At 55.0% G+C, this 18726-nt stretch carries 17 protein-coding genes; 8 read left to right on the forward strand and 9 right to left on the reverse strand.

Annotated features, from left to right (window positions below; all coding sequences use genetic code 11):
* Positions 1-4 precede the first annotated feature (4 nt).
* The 4 genes from FY206_RS03430 (at position 5) to FY206_RS03445 (ending at position 3452) form a co-directional block, all read left to right on the forward strand.
* Positions 5-700 (forward strand): ArsR/SmtB family transcription factor, encoded by a 696-nt coding sequence (locus tag FY206_RS03430; RefSeq protein ID WP_032643929.1) that lies wholly within the window; start codon positions 5-7, stop codon positions 698-700.
* A gap of 151 nt (positions 701-851) precedes the next feature.
* Positions 852-1322 carry a MarR family winged helix-turn-helix transcriptional regulator gene (locus tag FY206_RS03435; RefSeq protein WP_032643930.1) on the forward strand — a complete coding sequence of 157 codons (471 nt, stop codon included), beginning with the start codon at positions 852-854 and terminating at the stop codon, positions 1320-1322.
* Entirely contained in the window at positions 1319-2386 is a 1068-nt protein-coding gene (locus FY206_RS03440) for an HlyD family secretion protein (protein ID WP_086379722.1), read from the forward strand. The genes FY206_RS03435 and FY206_RS03440 overlap by 4 nt, the downstream gene beginning before the upstream one ends.
* Positions 2376-3452: a DUF2955 domain-containing protein gene (locus FY206_RS03445; RefSeq protein WP_032643932.1), complete on the forward strand. Its 1077-nt coding sequence runs from the start codon at positions 2376-2378 to the stop codon at positions 3450-3452. The genes FY206_RS03440 and FY206_RS03445 overlap by 11 nt, the downstream gene beginning before the upstream one ends.
* Here FY206_RS03445 and FY206_RS03450 read toward each other — a convergent pair.
* Positions 3449-4720: a DUF445 domain-containing protein gene (locus tag FY206_RS03450; protein ID WP_032643933.1), complete on the reverse strand. Its 1272-nt coding sequence runs from the start codon at positions 4718-4720 to the stop codon at positions 3449-3451. The two genes, FY206_RS03445 and FY206_RS03450, sit on opposite strands and share 4 nt — an antisense overlap.
* A gap of 298 nt (positions 4721-5018) precedes the next feature.
* Between FY206_RS03450 and FY206_RS03455 the strand changes: the two genes are divergently transcribed.
* Positions 5019-5528, forward strand: a complete 510-nt coding sequence (locus tag FY206_RS03455; protein WP_032643934.1) for a hypothetical protein — start codon at positions 5019-5021, stop codon at positions 5526-5528.
* Positions 5529-6020: a type VI secretion system tube protein TssD gene (gene tssD / locus FY206_RS03460; RefSeq protein ID WP_032643935.1), complete on the forward strand. Its 492-nt coding sequence runs from the start codon at positions 5529-5531 to the stop codon at positions 6018-6020.
* 89 nt (positions 6021-6109) lie between these two features.
* On the opposite strand, the gene FY206_RS03465 is transcribed toward tssD, so the two are convergent.
* From FY206_RS03465 to FY206_RS03485, 5 genes are read right to left on the reverse strand one after another with little or no spacing between them, the layout of a single operon-like run.
* Complete coding sequence (locus FY206_RS03465; protein ID WP_032643936.1) at positions 6110-7033, reverse strand: DUF5655 domain-containing protein; 924 nt, start codon at positions 7031-7033, stop codon at positions 6110-6112.
* Positions 7026-10286 (reverse strand): type I restriction endonuclease subunit R, encoded by a 3261-nt coding sequence (locus FY206_RS03470; protein WP_032643937.1) that lies wholly within the window; start codon positions 10284-10286, stop codon positions 7026-7028. The genes FY206_RS03465 and FY206_RS03470 overlap by 8 nt, the downstream gene beginning before the upstream one ends.
* Positions 10283-10777 carry a restriction endonuclease subunit S gene (locus FY206_RS03475; protein ID WP_077064145.1) on the reverse strand — a complete coding sequence of 165 codons (495 nt, stop codon included), beginning with the start codon at positions 10775-10777 and terminating at the stop codon, positions 10283-10285. Before FY206_RS03475 ends, FY206_RS03470 begins: the two co-directional genes overlap by 4 nt.
* Positions 10746-11015, reverse strand: a complete 270-nt coding sequence (locus tag FY206_RS03480; RefSeq protein ID WP_077064146.1) for a restriction endonuclease subunit S domain-containing protein — start codon at positions 11013-11015, stop codon at positions 10746-10748. The genes FY206_RS03475 and FY206_RS03480 overlap by 32 nt, the downstream gene beginning before the upstream one ends.
* On the reverse strand, positions 11015-13282 hold the full coding sequence (locus FY206_RS03485) for a type I restriction-modification system subunit M (protein ID WP_032643938.1): 2268 nt from the start codon (positions 13280-13282) through the stop codon (positions 11015-11017). The genes FY206_RS03480 and FY206_RS03485 overlap by 1 nt, the downstream gene beginning before the upstream one ends.
* Positions 13283-13584: 302 nt before the next feature.
* Between FY206_RS03485 and FY206_RS03490 the strand changes: the two genes are divergently transcribed.
* Positions 13585-14955 carry an NAD-dependent succinate-semialdehyde dehydrogenase gene (locus tag FY206_RS03490; protein ID WP_032643939.1) on the forward strand — a complete coding sequence of 457 codons (1371 nt, stop codon included), beginning with the start codon at positions 13585-13587 and terminating at the stop codon, positions 14953-14955.
* A gap of 131 nt (positions 14956-15086) precedes the next feature.
* On the opposite strand, the gene FY206_RS03495 is transcribed toward FY206_RS03490, so the two are convergent.
* Positions 15087-15632 carry a YfaZ family outer membrane protein gene (locus FY206_RS03495; protein WP_032643940.1) on the reverse strand — a complete coding sequence of 182 codons (546 nt, stop codon included), beginning with the start codon at positions 15630-15632 and terminating at the stop codon, positions 15087-15089.
* A 414-nt stretch (positions 15633-16046) separates the two neighbouring features.
* Here FY206_RS03495 and FY206_RS03500 point away from each other — a divergent pair, with 414 nt between their 5' ends.
* Positions 16047-17405, forward strand: a complete 1359-nt coding sequence (locus FY206_RS03500) for an esterase-like activity of phytase family protein (protein WP_032643941.1) — start codon at positions 16047-16049, stop codon at positions 17403-17405.
* A gap of 60 nt (positions 17406-17465) precedes the next feature.
* On the opposite strand, the gene yjiA is transcribed toward FY206_RS03500, so the two are convergent.
* Positions 17466-18419 carry a GTPase gene (gene yjiA / locus FY206_RS03505; RefSeq protein WP_032643942.1) on the reverse strand — a complete coding sequence of 318 codons (954 nt, stop codon included), beginning with the start codon at positions 18417-18419 and terminating at the stop codon, positions 17466-17468.
* A gap of 10 nt (positions 18420-18429) precedes the next feature.
* Positions 18430-18633 carry a YbdD/YjiX family protein gene (locus FY206_RS03510; RefSeq protein WP_003856610.1) on the reverse strand — a complete coding sequence of 68 codons (204 nt, stop codon included), beginning with the start codon at positions 18631-18633 and terminating at the stop codon, positions 18430-18432.
* Between the last annotated feature and the right edge of the window lie 93 nt (positions 18634-18726).

The raw sequence follows: 18726 nt of genomic DNA on the forward strand, positions 1-18726 counted from the left end.
CCCCATGTTAAAAACGAACCAGCATCCTGAGAACAGCGCGGCACTGGAACAGGCCATTGCCGCGGTGGCGGCGGCAATGGCCGATCCCTCGCGCGTGAAGATGCTCTGTGCGCTAATGGACGGGCGGGCGTGGACGGCCACCGAGCTGAGCGCGGCGGCAGAGGTTGCGCCGTCGACCGCCAGCGGGCATCTCGCCCGGCTGCTTGAAGGGCAACTGATAACCTGCCTGTCGCAAGGGCGGCATCGCTATTATCGCCTTGCCGGGCACGACGTGGCGGCGCTGGTGGAGCAGATGATGGGGCTTTCATGGAGCCGCATTACGCCGCCGGAAACGTCTGCGCCGAAAGCCATGCGTGAAGCCAGGACCTGCTATGACCATCTCGCAGGCGCGGTGGCGGTGCAGATTTATGATTTCATGCAGGCGGAAGGCTGGCTGGAGGCTGACGGTTCCGCGCTCACCCTGTATGGCCGTGAGCAGTTTCTGAAACTCGGCATTCCATTAAATGCTCATTCCCGTCGCAAGGCCTGCTGCGCCTGCCTCGACTGGAGCGAGCGACGGTTTCATCTTGGGGGTGAAGCTGGTACGGCGCTGCTCACTTATCTGGAGAGTAAAGGCTGGATCCAGCGGGTGATGGGGTATCGGGAGGTGGTGGTGACGGCGTCGGGGAAAAGTGCCGTCAGGAAGCATTTTAGCCGCTAAACGCCGCTGCGGGCTGATGCCCTCACCCCGACCCTCTCCCACAGGGAGAGGGAGAATACCCTTTTCGCAATTCCTGCGCTTTACCCTCTCGTTTCTTGATAGTTACCCTGATAACTATTATCTTGACCGCGTGTGACGAGAAGGACTCCCCATGAGTGAAGAAGAGCTGTTTAGCCGCAGGCCGATGGGCATGCGGATGGCGATGATCGTGCGGCAGTGGCGCGCGGTGATCGACGACGCCATACTCGATACCGGGCTAACCCAGGCGAGCTGGACGGTGATGATGCAGCTTTTTCAGCTTGGGGATAACGTCTCGATGAGCGAGCTGGCGGAGGTGCAGGGTATTGAACTGCCGCCGCTGATGCGCACCCTGACACAGCTGGAAAAGCAGGGATACCTGCTGCGCGCCGTATCGCCTTACGACAGGCGCATCCGGCTTCTGACGCTGACGCCCGAGGGTAAAGCCATCTTAAAAAGGCTCACTCAGGTGATTGAGACGTATCAGGCGCGCGTATCGCAGAACATCGCGCCGGAACATCTCGACATTTTTAGCGCCACGTTGAATCAAATCGCCTGCAATTTGCGGACAATCCGCGAAGAAGATAAAAAGACCGAAAAATAATGACCCCTGAACAAAAGTTTGCCCGCTGGGTAAGGGTGAGTATTGCCTCTTTCCTGCTGATGTTTGTCTACTTTATCGTCGCGGATATCTGGATCCCGCTGACGCCGGACTCCACCGTGATGCGCGTGGTGACGCCGGTGTCTCCGCGCGTCTCCGGCTACGTGGCGGCGGTACATGTCCACAACAACAGCCAGGTGAAGAGAGGCGATCTGCTGTTTGAGCTCGACGACACGCCGTTTCGCAATAAGGTGGAAGCGGCGCAAATCGCGCTGGAGCAGGCTCGTCTTTCCAACCAGCAGCTGGACGCGCAGATCGCCGCCGCGCAGGCCAGCCTGAAAACCGCCGTGCTGACCGCGCGGAACGATAAAGTGACCTTCGACCGCTACCAGAAGCTGAGCACGCTGCAGAACGTCTCGCAGGCGGATCTGGATAAGGTGCGCACTACCTGGCAGAGCAGCGAACAGTCCGTCAGCTCCATTCAGGCCAACATCCAGAACCTGCGCATTCAGCGCGGCGAGCGGGACGAGCAGCGCAACGTGACGCTGCAAAAATATCGCAACGCGCTGGATGAAGCGGAACTCAACCTCGGCTGGACGAAGGTCTACGCCCAGGCGGACGGCACGGTCAGTAATCTGCAGTTAAGCCCAGGCTTTTACGCCTCCTCGGGGTCAGCCGCGCTGGCGCTGGTGAACAACCAGACCGATATCGTGGCCGATTTCCGCGAGAAAAGCCTGCGCCATACCCATCAGGGCACCGATGCCGCCGTGGTGTTTGACGCCTTCCCTGGACGCGTGTTCCGCGCCCACGTGACCAGCAGCGACGCGGGGATACTGGCGGGTCAGGAGGCCGTTAACGGCCAGCTCTCCGAGCCGGAAACCTCCAACCGCTGGGTGCGCGACGCCCAGCGCATGCGCATTCACGTGACGCTGGATGAAGCGCTGCCGAAGCATCTTCCGACCGGCGCGCGGGCGACCGTGCAGCTCTACAACAGCGAAGGGCCATTTGCGCGCTTCTTCTCCGGGATGCAGATCCACCTGGTGAGCCTGCTGCACTATGTCTATTAATACGCTGGCGCGGGTGTTTACCCCGCACGGCAACATCGTCTACACGGCAAACGACTTTCGCCAGACCCTGCGCATCGTCTTTGCCGGGATGATTGCGCTGAGCATTTCGAGTTTCTACAACACCAGCTATGGCGTGTTTTTTGTGGTTTACCCGATCATGCTGCTGTCGCTGGTGCCGGTTTTCAACCGCCACGTGGCGAAGCAGTTTATCTTCAGCGCATCGCTGAACTGCGTTGAAATGGTGATTATCATCGGCTATCTGTCGCAATGGCCGGTCATCATGACGCTGGTGGTGTTTGCCCTTTACGTGATGCGATTTCGCTTTATGAGCAAGGGGCCGCTGTTCCTGTTCGGGTCGATGGGCGTGGTATGCCAGAGCGTGATGCTCAACTTTATGAGCTACCCCACCACCAGCTGGCACACGCTGCTGTTTTCCAACATCGAAGCGAGCGTGATGGCGGTGTGCCTGAGCGCGCTGATGAACTATCTCCTGCCGGACGTGGAGCCCCGCAGGCCGCCGCCATTGATTGAGAAAGACGATGCTCGCGTGCGCCACGAGTCGCTGCTCTCCGGCACGGTCGCGACGCTGATATTCGTGGTGTTTCAAATCAGTGACTTAAGCGATTCTCTCTCGGCGCTGATGGCCGGGATTTTGATCCTGTTCCCGATGCACTATCGCGGCGCGGTGATGAGCTCGATCTGGCGCGTGGTCGGCGTGGTGCTGGGCTGCCTCTATATTCTGGTTGTCCAGCTGATCCTCTACGACCACAGCAGCCATATGCTATTGATGATGCCGCTGATTGGCCTCGGGCTGGCGTTTGGCGCGCGGCTGCACGTGATGGAGAAAGTGGGCGCGGGCGTGGGGTTTTCCAGCATCACCACCATCGGCATTATGTTCGGTCAGAACATGCATCCGGACACAGACCTGGTATTCAGCGATCTGTACCGCATCACCTCCGTGACCTTTTCGCTGGTGGCCACGCTGACGCTGGTCTTTCTGGTGCATTTGATCCTGAACCGCTTCGAGGCGACGCGCTACGTCATCGCGCCGCCCAAGGCAGATTAATGCCCCAGCACGGCGGGCAGCTGCGAGAGTAAAAACAGGATCAGGCCAATCGTCCCGCCCACCAGCGTACCGTTGACGCGGATAAACTGCAGATCTTTGCCGATATTCAGCTCGATCTGGCGGGACATGTCTTTCGCATCCCAGCTTTTGACCGTGTCGCTGATGTGGCGGGTCAGGAACGCGGCGAAATCCGGCGCGACGCGGTGCGCGGCCTGCTCCAGATGCTCGTTCAGCGACGCCCGCAGGCTGGCGTCGTTCGTCAGCGTTTCGCCAAACCACAGCCCGGCGTTGGCGATGCGCTGCTTCACGCGCGAGTCTTCACTCTGCATATCCGCCTTCAGCCACTGGCGCAGATCGGCCCACATTTCCCCCAAATAGCGGTTAAACGCCTCGTCATTTTTCAGGTAGTGCTTGATGTTATCGGCTTTCGCCGCCATGTCCGGATCGTTTTTCAAGCTGTCGATAAGCTTCAGCGTGGCGCGGTCGAACGCCTGGCGGATCTGGTGCGTGCGGTCGTGGCTGATATCGTCCAGCAGCGTGTTGACCGCGTGCGAGACCATCTCCGCGCTTTGATCCCCCAGCCACTCGGTGGGCAGCACCATCGCCTTGCGCGGGTGCTCGGTTTTGAGCCAGTGGACAATCCGAACGGCGATAAAGTCCCGCGTGCTGTCCCGCTGAATCAGGGTGATCAGCCGGTTGATGATGGCGTCCAGCAGCACCTGATGGCGGTTGTTTTTGGTCATGCTCTCCAGCATTACGGCGCTGGTTTCGGTGAAATCGACCTTGTCGATGGCCTTATGCACCGCGCGCTTGAGCAGGCGCTGAATGCGTCCGTCGTCAGTGAGTTCGAGAAAGCCGCTCATCACCTGCACCAGATGCAGGCCAACGCGCTCGGCGTTGTCGGGCTTGCTGAACCAGGCGCCGATCATGTGCGCGGGTTCATAGCGGCGGATTAACGCTACCAGCGACTGGGTATCGAGAAACTTCTCCTGCACGAACTGGCCGAGATTGTCGCCGATCCGGTCTTTGTTGCGCGGAATGATTGCCGTATGGCGCGAGATAAACGGAATCGGCACCCGGCGGAACAGCGCGACGACGGCGAACCAGTCCGCCAGCGCGCCGACCATCGCCGCCTCGGCAATGGCCTTCACGCCGCGCACCCAGAAGGTCTGCGGCAGGAACAGGGTGGTGATAAAGGCCGCGGCGGCAATCAGCAGCAGCGATAGCGCAAGAAGCTTGGCGCGTTTGAGTTCAGCTATTTTTTCCATGAGGTAAGGATAGAGGGAAGTGCACGAAAAGTGCAAAGGTGGTTTAAGACCGGGAAAAACTGACATGCGCGTCGCACTATTTATTATCGAAAAAATATATGGGTTTAATTTATTCATTATTATCTTTTCTAAATTTTTTTGTGCTTATGCAGCCTTGGCGGTCAGTTTTGTGATGGCTGCTGTTACTTTAAAACCATTGTATTTATAAAATAAGTGATTGTTCAGGTAAAGGAGCACATTAAATGACATGGGAAGATATGATTTATGATTCAGGTGACACAAGACTGGTGGTGCGATAATGAAATATATCATTGCGCTATTATTATGCTTTCCGTTGGCTTTATTTGCCAAAAGTTACACTCCTGAGCAACTTTTGCAGATGATAAACGAGACAGGTGCCAGGCATGTTGTTGCACAATTATATGCTAATGACAGCAATGAGTCGGAATGGTGGAATCATGTGATCCCGGGAATAAGCAAAGGTAGTCATGCCTGGTTAGCCGTCGCGAGTGCCCTTGAACCCGGGGTGGACGCCAGTACGGCTGAAGATCTAAAGGCGGCGCTTTCAAAAGCTATCCCACATAACCCTACGGGCGTTTTGGCAATCTTAAAAGACGATAAACCGGTACTCACTGTTGAACAAATTTGCGCGTTTGCTAATTTCCCCGAAACGGAGGCAGAGAGTAATAAGCTTTTCGTGGATTCAATCAGGGAAATGTTCAAAATAAAAAGTCCGGAGGGTAAAAGATGTCTCGCCGTTATGATCTCAACTGTTGAACATTCTATTCCATTCGATAAGGATATTTAAATGGCCATTCCGGGATATATGTCATTAACTGACGATGCGGGTAATAACATAAAAGGCAGCGTGAGAGTTAAAGACTGTGAAAACCAGATTGAGGTTTTAGGGCTCTATCATAACGTAAGCTATAATTCTGACCTGCATAATGGCAGAGCATTGAGCAAACGCCAGCATCGTCCCTTTCTTGTTGAGAAGGAAATTGATGCCTCCAGCGTTTTTCTCTATAAAGCACTTAGCACGGGCGGTACGCTCAGGAAAGCGACTATCGACCTGTACAGAATCAATGATGCCGGTCAGGAAGAAATCTATTTCACGATAATGCTGGAAGCGGTGAAGGTCGTCACGGTGTTTTCATTAATGCATGACGTGAAAGAGGCTTACCATGAAAAACAGGGGCATCTTGAGCTTGTTTTGCTTCGTTATGAAAAGATTACCTGGCATTACCGTGACGGTAACGTTATTCACTCGGATGACTGGGATTATCGGTTAGGGGCTTGATTCGCTTGCTCCGGGAGAAAAATTTTTCCCGGAGCAAAAACGCATGATGACAAAAAGAATGTAACACTCCTGTCATGAACAAATCAGCATCAATTCTCCTGATACGCCCTTTCGATGAGTAGATTAGCTTTCATCAGGTCATGTTCATTGCGTACAGCGAGTTCAACGTTGCCTGTTCCCCAGTGGCCGATGTGAGTCACATCCCGGCTAAAGCCTTCTTCAAACTGAATATGCTCAGGATCCAGTTTCAACCACAAACGGATATGCGGATCGGTTACGGGGTAAACCCCGGCACAGACAAAATTCCGCAGACGACGGAAGGCGCCGTACAGCTTCAGCTCTTTGTACTGCACCTCATCGCCGAGAGACAGGACGTAACTTTTTAGCTGTTCGAAAAGAAGGGCTAATTCTGTGGACGCGCTGGCGAGCTGTTCACTATGCGTTCGCGTATTGCGCTTGCCAATTGCGGAGGGTAATGTTTCGGTTGCCGCTTCAGAAAAGGCGTTCTCAACAACGGCGTTGACCAGCTCGAACATCAGCAGATCGTCAGAAAAAAGCTTATAACGAATCAGGCTGATATTGCGGTTAATTTGCTGAACGGCATGTTCATCATACTTATTAAAATCAGCGGCAATACAGAGCAAACGCGTGCCTGACCAGTCGATCGCCTCTGCCGTTTCTTTGCCGAGCTTCTCCATCACCAGCCACTTAAATTCAGCCTTATGATCGAGAAGCCAGTCTAAATAAAACAGTCCCTGGTTGATGACATTTTCGTTGCTGTGACGTTTGTATTCGATAATAACCGGGCAGTTATTTTCGTCCAGCCCGAGTGAATCAATGCGCCCACGGTGGGTCTTACCGGTGCTGTATTCACTGTAGAGAAAACGAACCCCGAGAAAGATCTCCATTCGGGATTCGATCAGCGATTGCAGCTCTTTTTCGATGGTTGCTGCTTTACCTGAGAGCTCTTTTACGCCGCTTGCACTATAGCGAAAAAGTTGAATATCACTCATGAGCCATTTCCCTGCGCATTTTTGCTATGTCATACATCAGGTGAGCAAAGCCTTTGGCAACTTCAGGCGACGATAAGTACTGCATCATCATCTCCCTGTGCGCGTCGTTGCTGTCCATCACGGCATCATCAATGGCTTTAGGAAAGTCGCCCAGCATGGCCTGCTCACGGGTGTTATTGTCGAGTTGGGTCATTACGATGTTGTTCTCTGCGAGCTTATCGTAAACCACAAAGGCATAGTTGAGCATATCTTTGTCGGTCAGGTTTTCGGTGATAAACAGCTCGTTAAGCTGCGACAGCACCTGCGACATAAACTCCTCTTTTTTATCTTTTGCTTTTGCGGTGCCGACGTCATTAACTGGGTTGAGCTTATACTCTGCCGCCTCCTCCTGAAGCTTAATATGCTGCTCCTGGATTTTTGAAAGCCGATAGTGGCTCATCTCAACGTTGGAAAGATCGACATCATCTTCATCGACCGACTCTTCACGCAGTAAGGGGCGGAGGTGTCGACAATACAGGCTTAACTTCTCCAGCGACTTGTCATCGTAGGCGACGATCTGCGACATAAATTCGTAAAAGCGTACAAAGCTGCCAAGATCTTTTTTGAAGATCTCCAGACGATCTTTTTCCTGCTTGCAGGCTTTAAAACTGTTTTCCGCGTTTGCCAGCAAAATGGGATTAGGGGAGTCCCTTTTTGTTAACTCATAGATCTGTTTAGCGCTGATATACGCCTCTTTCGCTGAGGTATAACGCATTCGCCAGCGGTTTACCGCGGGCAGGCAAATATTGCTGAGCGTCGCATTCGACTTCTTCTTGCTGTAAAAAGCCTCACACAGCTGTTCAACCTCGTTCCATAAAAATATGCCGCTGGCGCGAAGCTTTTCGTACAGATCGAACACCAGGTACGGATCGCTAACATCGGTTAGCTCTGCCGTTTGATAGTAGGGCTGAAAGGCGGACAGGATATCGTCAGGTTCATTATAAAAATCAAGCACAAAGGTGCCTGATTCCTTTTTACCGGGATAAGTACGGTTAAGACGCGACAGCGTCTGGACGCACTCCACGCCGCCCAGCGCCTTATCGACGTACATGGCGCACAGCTTCGGCTGGTCAAAGCCGGTCTGGAACTTGTTGGCCACCAGCATGACCTGATAGTCATCGCTATCAAACGCCTTTCGCATATCGCGGCCCTTGAGCGCCGGGTTCATGCTGATTTCAGTAAATTTCTGGTGCAGCAGTGCGAGGTCGCTCATGTCATTTTCCTGGAACTCGACTTCGCCTGAGAACGCCACCATCGCGGCGATTTTCCCGTAGCCCATTTCCGCGATGTATTTATCAAAAGCCAGCTTGTAGCGCACCGCCGCCTTGCGCGAGCTGGTCACCACCATCGCTTTCGCCTGTCCGCCAAGCAGATGCATAACGTGCTGACGATAGTGCTCAACGATGACGATGACCTTTTGCGAGACGTTATGCTCGTGCAACGCTACCCACTGACTGAGCCTGATCTTCGCCCGGTTGCTGTCCACTTCCTGGTCCTTATCACCGATTTTTTGCAGCAGCTTATAGGCCACTTTGTAATTGGTGTAGTTCTTCAGCACGTCGAGGATAAAGCCCTCCTCGATGGCCTGGCGCATGGAATAAACGTGAAACGCCACGGGCTTGTTGATTCTCGACGCGGGTTCGTTGGGGCTGGGTCGACGGCCAAACAGCTCCAGGGTTTTCGCCTTTGGCGTTGCGGTGAAGGCGTAGAAGCTAAGGTTCGGGCTTCCGCTGCGGGCGGCAAGGGTGGCGTCGAGGATATCCTCTGAGGTAAGGACCACGTCGTCGCTGGCCCCTTCACTCATCAGCACTTCCTTTAGCTGACGCGCCGTAGAGCCGCTCTGGGACGAATGCGCTTCATCAGCGATGATTGCGTAGGTTCTTTCCTTCAGGCGGGTGCTGTTTTCGATGGCTTTGAGCACGTACGGGAAGGTCTGGATGGTCACGATAATAATCGGCTGCGAGTGCTCCAGCGCGCTGGCAAGCTTCTCCGATTTCGAGCCATCACCTTCACGGTTGTTGATGCGGCCAACCACGCCATCCGCATGTTCGAACTGATAGATCGTGTCCTGGAGCTGATCGTCGAGCACGGTGCGGTCCGTCACCACGATCACCGAGTGGAAGCGTTTTTCACCCTTTTTATCGTGCAGGCACGCGAGCTGATGCGCCGTCCAGGCGATCGAGTTCGACTTCCCGGATCCGGCGCTGTGCTGGATAAGGTATTTGTTGCCGGTGCCTTCTTCCTCTGCGGCGGCGATAAGCTTGTTCACCACGTCCCACTGGTGGTAGCGCGGGAAGATCAGGCTCTCTTTTTTGACCTTTTTACCGTCCCAGCTCTCTTTCTCCTCAATTTGCAGATGCACAAAGCAGGCAAGGATTTTCAGCAGGTTGTCGGGGAGCAGTACCTCGTTCCACAGGTAGCTGGTGGCGTACTGCTGGCTATCTTCCGGGATGTCGTTACCCGCGCCGCCCGCTTTGGTGCCTTTGTTGAACGGCAGGAAAAAGGTGTCATCTCCCGCCAGCCTGGTGGTCATATAGACCTCATACTGGCTGACGGCGAAATGCACCAGCGCGCCGCGCTTGAAGGTCAGCAGCGGTTCCGGCTTATTGGTCGCCGGATCCTTTGGTAGGCGGGTTTTCTTATACTGGTTGATGGCGCTGTTGACCGTCTGCTTAAACTCGGATTTCAGCTCAAGCGTGGCGACGGGAAGGCCGTTGATTAACAGCACCAGGTCGATGCGCCAGCGTTTGGCTTTTACCTCCGTCTCGGTGCCGTTCGCATTCGGGCTGTAAACCAGCTCCGGTACGATGCGGCAGATATTTTGTCGATAGCGCGCAAGGGTGTCCGGATTGAGGCTGTGGTCCGGCTTAAACTGGCACAGGAAAAAGCGCGCGCTATGGCTTCGGATGCCGTGGCGAAGCACGCCCAGGGTGCCGTAATGACGGGACTGAACGTCGGTGGCGTTGGTATCGGCTTTTTTAAGCTGCGCGACCAGCGCATCTAAAAAATGACGCTCGGTATCGTTGGGATAGATGCGGGTAAATTTTTCCCACTCCTGCGGCTGGGTGGTCTGGACAAAGGTCAGCGCATCCTGAGAGTAGAGCGCACGTTCGCGATCGTACTGCTCGCCTTTGCCGGGGATCCAGCCGTTCTGGCACATCTGCTGGATGATATCGGCCTGCAGGTTCGATTCTTTGGTGACGTCGGCGATCATGCGGTAGCCTCCTCAGCGGTGGGAGATTCCTCAGGACTGCTGGCAGGAGGCGTCCAGTCGCGGAGATCGATTTTGCCGGTGACGGCGGCGGAGATGAGGGCGGTGCGGCGCTCTTTGAGGAGGTCGATTTGTTGGAGCTGTTTTTGGATTAGGGTGTCGATTTTTGCGGTTTCATCATTTAGAAATATTGAAATTATTTCTTGCTGTTTTTCATCTGGCAAGAAAATTGGGGTGCATTCAAGTTTTTCAGCTGTATAATGCGCGATAGTAGCTTTATTACATATTATATTGATATAGTCTGATGACTTTAAGAAAACCATCCAGTAATAAAAAAATGAGGATGAATTGTTTGATAATGGCCGTGCTCGGTTTATTGCATTCTGAATGTAACACTCTTCTAATTCAGCTTTCCATATTACAGCGCGGCCAACATCACCACCCTCACTAACCAGAACGTCATTAATATTTAGCTTTAATTTTTTTCTTTTCATCAGACGAAAACCACATTTTATCAACAATATCTAAATCTATACCATTAGGTTGTATATTTTGAGCCTTTAGGTAAGGCTTCAATTCATCGGAAAACGATTGTTTGGTTTTTTGGAGCATTTTCCCTAAAGTAACATTAAATCCATATTTTACTTGAGTTTGCCTCCAATTTTTGGGTATCGAATCTAACCACTCAACCCCAGAATCCTTATATTCCGGATACGCCTTATACTTAGCCATCAGGAGTGTACCTCCTGCAGCAGCTTCATAATCTCCGCGCTCAGCGCATCCAGCTCCGCGTCAATCTCTTCCAGCGGGCGCGGTGGCTTATACACATAAAAATGCCGGTTAAACGGAATCTCGTACCCAACGACCCCAACCTCGCCGTCGCGGGCGTCGCGCTTGTCGGCGTTAATCCAGGCGTCCGGCACGTGCGGCAGCACCTCCGCCTTCACGTAGCGTTCAATCAAATCGCTGGTCGAAACAGACGGATCGAGTGCCACGTTTTCGTTGTCGCGCAGGTCGCCGTCCTGCTCAAATTCCACTACCTGACCGCGATACGGAAACGCGCCGTACAGCGGCTGCGCATCTTCCCTGAGGACTTTTTTAACGACCGACTCCGCGTCCGGGTTTTTGCGGGCGATCGCCTCGATAAGCTGCTTATGCTCTTTGGCATCGAGCTTCACGGCGGCGTTTTTAAGCGCCTCTTTGAGCGTCAGCTGGAACTGATTGAAATCATCGCTCGGCAGCGCTTTTCCACCCGCTTTACCGTCCAGCGCCGTCTGGATTGTTTGCGCTTTGACCATCAGCGCGCGCTGGCGTTGCCACAGCGATGCGTCGAGCAGATCTTTAATCTGCTTCTCTTTAAGCTCGGGGAATTCGGCTTTGATAATGGCGCGCGCTTCCGGCTCGAACGCCGCAAAGCTGCCGTAGTTCTCGTCCTGCCAGAAGGCGCCGAACGCGTCGTACAGACACGCCATCGGGGCATTGAGCGGTTTTGGCGCAAAGCGCAGCGCGGCAATGGATTCATTCGTGACCTGTGCCGTTAAACGCAGCGGGCGCTCAATGGTCAGACGGCGGAAGCCAAAGTCGGTGCTGCTGAATATCTTGCTGGCGAGGATGCGTTCGCCCTCGGCGTTTTTCGCCTCCGCAACCTCAAAGTCGCCAAAGGTGCGGGTGATGAGCCGAATATCCTCCTCGCTCATCATGTTGCGCTTAGAGCCCAGCGACTTACGCATTTTGCTGTAGAGCCTGCTGGCGTCGATCAGCTGGATCTTGCCCTTACGCTCAGCCGCTTTTTTGTTCGACAGGATCCACACGTAGGTGGCGATCCCGGTGTTGTAGAACATGTCGGTGGGCAGCGCGACGATCCCTTCCAGCAGATCCGCCTCAAGAATGTAGCGTCGGATCTCGCTTTCGCCGCTGCCCGCCCCGCCGGTAAACAGAGGAGAGCCGTTGAGGATGATCCCAATGCGCCCGCCGGTATCCGCATCGCGCATTTTGCTGATCAGGTGCAGCAGAAACAGCAGCGAGCCGTCGGACACGCGCGGCAGGCCGGGCCCGAAGCGCCCCGAAAACCCTTTGCGGTGCTCGTTGTTTATGTCCGCTTCGATCTTCTTCCAGTCCACGCCAAACGGCGGGTTCGACAGCATGTAATCGAAGCGGTCGGCAGGAAGCTGATCGTTAGAGAGGGTATTCCCCAGCTTGATGCGGCTGACGTCCTGACCTTTGATCAGCATGTCGGCTTTGCAGATGGCGTACGACTCCGGGTTCAGCTCCTGCCCAAACGCGCGCATCACCGCCTTCGGATTCAGCTCGTGGACGTATTCCATCCCGGACGAAAGAAAGCCGCCCGTGCCCGCCGTCGGGTCATAGAGGGTCCGAATGATGCCCTCCCTGGTGAGCGCTTCGTCATCCTCCATAAAGACCAGCGAGGTGGTGAGGCGCACGATGTCGCGCGGGGTAAAGTGCTCTCCGGCGGTTTCGTTGGAGCTTTCCGCAAAACGGCGGATCAGCTCCTCAAACACCAGGCCCATTTCGTGGTTGGAGATGGCCTGCGGGCTGAGGTCGGTGGTGGCAAACTTCTGCACGATCTTGTAGAGCAGGTTGGCATCGTCCAGCAGACCAATAAATTCGCTGAATTTAAAGTGCTCGAAAATTTCCCGCGCGTCTCTGGAAAAGCACTGGATGTAGTTTTCCAGGTTGGCCTGGATGTCATTCTGCCCCATCTTGCTCAGGTTGAGCGGCGAGGCGTTAAAAAACGTCAGGCCATTGGTGGCGCGGAGGATTAATTTTTCTTTGGCCTCTTCAGGCAGGGAAGATGTCCGGACTTTTGCAGCCTCGGCAACGACGGCGTCTTTGGTCTCCTCCAGCACGCACTCCAGACGCCGCAGCAGGGTAAAGGGGAGAATAATGCGGCCATATTGAGACTGTTTAAAATCGCCGCGCAGCAAATCTGCGACAGACCAGATAAAGGCTGCCGTTTGGGAGAAGTTCAGTGAGGTCATAAAGCATCCTTGCCTTTGATGCAGGCATTTCAGTGATGATTTAAAACCCTCTTTTTATCATGGGCAAAGATATCAATCACTAAAAAAATAGATCTAAATCAATGGCTTACGTGTATCAATGGCGTCAATATATTCTTTTCGTGAATGTGTTTTTCAAAATACATGATGCTTTTTTTGCGCCGCGTGAACCTTTCGCCAGCAGCGCGTTATTAAGAACCTTCCGGATATGCCCAACTTTACGCCCGAAGCCAGTCATGTTGACTACTCTTAATACCCTAAGCGGTAAAACATGGAGATTCGATATGGCTTATCAGACAGTAAATCCTGCCACTAACCAGCTCATCAAAGAATACCCCTCACATACCGACGCGGATATTGAAGCGGCGCTGAAGGCGGCCGATGCCCTTTATCATTCAGACTGGGCAAAGGGCGACATCAACCAGCGCCTGCCGGTACTGCACAAGCTTGCTGACCTTATCGACGAGCGCGTGGAGGAACTGGCGAAAATCGCCAGCCAGGAGATGGGTAAGCTCATCGAACAGAGCCGCGGCGAGGTGAAGCTATGCGCACAGATTGCCCGCTACTACGCCGACAACGCGAAGCAGTTCCTTGCCCCGGTGAAGTACGACTCTGAACTCGGGGAAGCGTGGGTGGAGCATCACCCCATCGGCGTGCTGATGGCCGTTGAGCCGTGGAACTTCCCGTACTACCAGCTGATGCGCGTTCTGGCGCCAAACCTGGCGGCGGGTAACCCCGTTCTGGCTAAACACGCGAGCATCGTGCCGCACTGCGCCGAGGCCTTTGCGCACCTGGTGCGCGAGGCGGGCGCGCCGGAAGGGGCGTGGACTAACCTGTTCATCTCGTCCGAACAGGTGGCAAACATCATCGCCGACGATCGCGTGCAGGGTGCCGCGCTGACCGGTTCCGAAAAGGCCGGCAGCGTCGTGGCCGCGCAGGCGGCGAAGCACATTAAGAAATCCACGCTGGAGCTGGGCGGTAACGACGTCTTCGTGGTGCTGGACGATGCGGACCTGGACAAAGCTGTGAAGATTGGCGTGAATGCGCGGCTCAACAACGCCGGGCAGGTGTGTACCGCGGCGAAGCGCTTTATCCTGCATGAAAAGATTGCGGATGCCTTCCTGAGCAAATTCACCGAGGCGTTTAAGCAGGTGAAGATTGGCGATCCGCTGGACGAAAGCACCACGCTGGGGCCGCTGTCGTCTAAGGACGCGCTGGAAACGCTGACCAAACAGGTTAACGAGGCGGTGAAAAACGGCGCCACGCTGCACTATGGCGGCAAGCCGGTGCAGCGCGACGGCAGCTTCTTCGAGCCGACTATCCTGACGAATATCTCCCGCGACAATCCGGCGTACTTCGAAGAGTTCTTCGGCCCGGTGGCGCAGATTTACGTGGTGAAAAGCGATGATGAAGCGGTCGCCCTGGCGAACGACTCGCACTACGGTCTGGGCGGGGCGGTATTCAGCAAGGATATCGAGCGCGCGAAGAAAATGGCGTCGCGGATTGAGACCGGGATGGTGTATATCAACTGGCTCACCGATACCGCGCCAGAGCTGCCGTTCGGCGGCGTGAAGCGCTCCGGTTACGGACGCGAGCTGTCGGATCTGGGGATCAAAGAGTTTGTGAACCAGAAGCTGGTGGTGGTGCGTAAATAACGTCATCGCCTTTCTTGCCGGGTGGCGCTGCGCTTACCCGGCCTACAATGTGCAGCAGTATTAATACATTGCACAATTTATTGTAGGCCCGTGCAAGCGTAGCGCCGCCGGGCGAAACGCGCAATACCGCCTTAGAAGGACACGCCGCCGCCCACGTATGCGCCGTCAATCAGCGTGTGGTTTGGACGACCGTCTTTGCCATCCACGCTCACGTGGCGGTAACCCACTTTCAGGGTCACAGGTTTGATTGGGGTCCAGCTGACGCCACCGTTCGCTTCAACGTAGTTTTTGACGCTGTTGTTCAGCCCGTCTGGCGCAACGTAACCTTCACCGAATACCTTGATGCTGTCGGTCAGGGCAACGCTCACGCCCCCGCCGATTGGGAATGCCACGCCGTTATCCCCTTTTTTCGGGCCAACGTAGAGGGCCTTAGCGCCCGCGTTCAACATTACCGGGCCAACTTCGAAGTTGTAGCCTGCACCCACGCCACCGGTTGTGGTGCCGTCATCGGTATTTTTAAGCCAGCTGCCTTCGGTGTACAGACCGGAGGTCGATTTACCCATTTCCACATTAAGGTTGGTAAAGTTTTTACCCTGCTCAATGCTGCCACCCATGGCGAGTGCGGAGCCGGAGACGGCGGTCAGAGCAGACAGGATGAGAATGTTCAGCTTTTTCATGAGTATTTCCTCGTCGTCAAAAGTAATCTGAGGGCACCTTAACAAGGGATGTTTATGACTGCAAATGTGAGTCATGTCGCGTTTTTATGCTGATTTTGTTGGTTTTCTGATTTTTAAATGTTGGGTAAATGTTTGGAAGGCAGAGAGTCAATACGTAATGAGGTCGCGTTTAGGGAAGGTTCAGCATTTTGACTAAACACAGGCTGAACGAACCGGGGGAAATTGCTTTGAAACGCATTAATAGAATTTCTAATAGTTTCCAAAAGTGTTTCAGTTGTCACAGATAAAGACACAGGTTTACATTTCTGGGGAAGAATATACGTCTCGTTGCGCCGATCCGCTGTCCTCTCCATGTCATTTTTCTGACACGTTTATTCTTTACGTTGTTGGCTTCACTCACTGGACGCTAACAATATGAAAAGAAAAATTATTCCTGTGCTTATCGGCTGTGCGCTCTCTTTCTCTGGCCTGGCGGCGCAGCCCACCGCTGAGCGCTATCTCGTCAGCTTCCCTGAAGGCTCACACGTGAAGTACAGCGGCGCGTTTGCCGATGCGTTTCCTGACGGTCTTCCCGTGGGCATTGGTTCTGGCCTGCTCTTTACGGGCAAGCAGGGCGATGCTCTGACCTTTGCGACCGTGACCGATCGCGGTCCAAACGCCGATGCGCCAAAAATGGGTAAAAACGAAGCCAAAATATTCGTCACGCCGGATTTCGCGCCGCTGCTGATGACCATCCGCGTGCAGAACGGCAAAGCGGAGGCTGTGGATGCCCGCCCGCTGCATGACGATAAAGGCGAGATTAACGGCCTGCCGCTGCAAAGCGGCGTGATTGGCTCCACCAACGAAGTGGCGTTCAGCGATACCCTCAAGATCCTCAAGGGTGACAACCGCGGGCTGGATACGGAAGGCATCACGCCGGACGGCAAGGGCGGCTACTGGCTGTGCGACGAGTATGGCCCGTTCCTGATTAACGTCGACAGCAAAGGGAAGATCCTGGCGATCCACGGCCCGCAGGCGGCGGAAGGCGAGAAATCCATCGCGGGCGGTCTGCCAAATATTATCAAATGGCGCCAGCCGAACCGGGGCTTTGAGGGCCTGACCCGTATGCCGGACGGACGCATTATCGCCGCCGTGCAGAGCACGCTGGACATCGACGGTAAAAGCAAAAAGCAGGCGCTGTTTACGCGTCTGGTGAGCTTCGACCCGGCGACCGGCAAGACCGCGATGTACGGTTACCCGATCGACAGCGCGGCCTACGACAAAAACAGCGACGCCAAAATCGGCGACATTGTCGCGCTTGATGATCAGCACATCCTGCTGATTGAGCAGGGCAGCGATAAAAACGACGGGATGCGCAATATCATCTACAAGGTGGATCTCAGCAAGGCGAGCGACCTGAGCGCCTTCGACAAGCCGGGCGAGTACCCGGAGTTTGATGATGAGAAAACCCTGGCGCAGCGCGGCATAACGCTTGCGGCAAAAACGCAGGTCGTGGATTTGCGCGCGCTGGGCTGGCAGCAGGAGAAGGCCGAAGGGCTGGCGCTGATCGACAGCAAACGGCTTGCGGTAGCGAACGATAACGACTTTGGCGTGAAGGTGGCGATGCAACACCCGGTCGAGGGCAAGAAGCTCAAGGATTATCGGGTGAACGCGGAGGGCACGCTGACGCTGGATGATAAGCCGGTTGCAACCACGCTCAGCGTGAAGCCGCTGAAGAAGCCGGAATCCGACAGCGAACTGTGGATTGTGACGCTGCCGGAGGCGTTGAAATAAGTTTACCGCTCGCTCCTCACCCTAACCCTCTCCCCACGGGGGAGAGGGGAAGCAGGGCGGTTATTTTTTCAGATCCGCAAACGCCGCGCGAATCTCTTCTTCCGGCAGCTGGATGCCAATAAACACCATCACGCTGTGCGGCGCTTCATCGCCCCACGGTCTGTCCCAGTCGGCGCTGTACAGGCGCTGCACGCCCTGGAACAGCAGGCGGTTTGGTTCGCCGTCGATCCACAGCATCCCCTTGTAGCGCAGCAGCCTGTCGGCAAACGACAGCAGCAGGTTCTCCATCACGCGTGAAACCTCGCTGATATCCACCGGGTAGTCCAGCTCCACCACAATCGACGTCACGTCGTTTTGCTTGTCTGCCATAAAGTGGAAGCGCGGTTTCGCGGTGACGTTCTCTTCCAGCATAAAGCCGTTGGTGTTGAACAGCTGAGACAGGTCAATATCGCCGTGCGTCACCGTGTAAACCGGGGCGCGGGAGTTGATGCGCGTCAGCCGCTCGCGCAGCTTAACGCTTTCGCCCGCCACGTCGGTTTTGGTCAGCAGGATGCGGTCGGCGTAGCCCACCTGAGACTGGGCGATGGTGAACTGGTTCATCTGCTCGTCGGCGTGGACCGCGTCGACCAGGGCGATGACGCCGTCCAGCAGGTAGCGCTGGCAGAGGATCTCGTGCGAGAAAAAGGTCTGAATAATCGGGCCGGGGTCGGCCATGCCGGTACACTCGATCACCAGGCGGTCGAAGTCGATTTCACCGCGGTCGCGGCTGTCGAGCAGGTCCAGCAGGGCGTCTTCCAGCTCGTTAGAACGGGTGCAGCAGATGCAGCCGTTGGTCAGGGTTTTGATCTGCGTGGCGCGATCGCCAATCAGCTGGTCGTCTACGGAGACTTCGCCAAATTCGTTTTCGATGACGGCGATTTTGAAGCCGTGCTGTTCATTCAGGATGTGGCGCAGCAGGGTGGTTTTTCCGGCGCCGAGAAAACCGGTCAGCAGGGTAACGGCAATCGGGGTCATGGTCTCTCCTTTAGCAGCAGCGGACGCCGCCTTCTCCACTTCCGCCGTAGCGCGCTTCCTGACGCTCGCGGAAGAATTCGGTGTAGGTCATGTACGGCTTATCCGGATGGTTGGTCTTCATATGCTCAACGTAGTTGTCATAGTCCGGAATGCCAATCAGCATTTTCGCCGCCTGACCGAGGTATTTTTTTGCTTCGCCTAAGTTACCAAACATTGTGGGTTCCAGACAGGAAAAGCCCGGCGATGTGAGTCCGCTGGGCTTGTGTTCCCCTCACCCCAACCCTCTCCCAAAGGGAGAGGGGGAGGA

This window comes from Enterobacter chengduensis (genome assembly GCF_001984825.2).
GTDB classification, from domain to species: domain Bacteria; phylum Pseudomonadota; class Gammaproteobacteria; order Enterobacterales; family Enterobacteriaceae; genus Enterobacter; species Enterobacter chengduensis.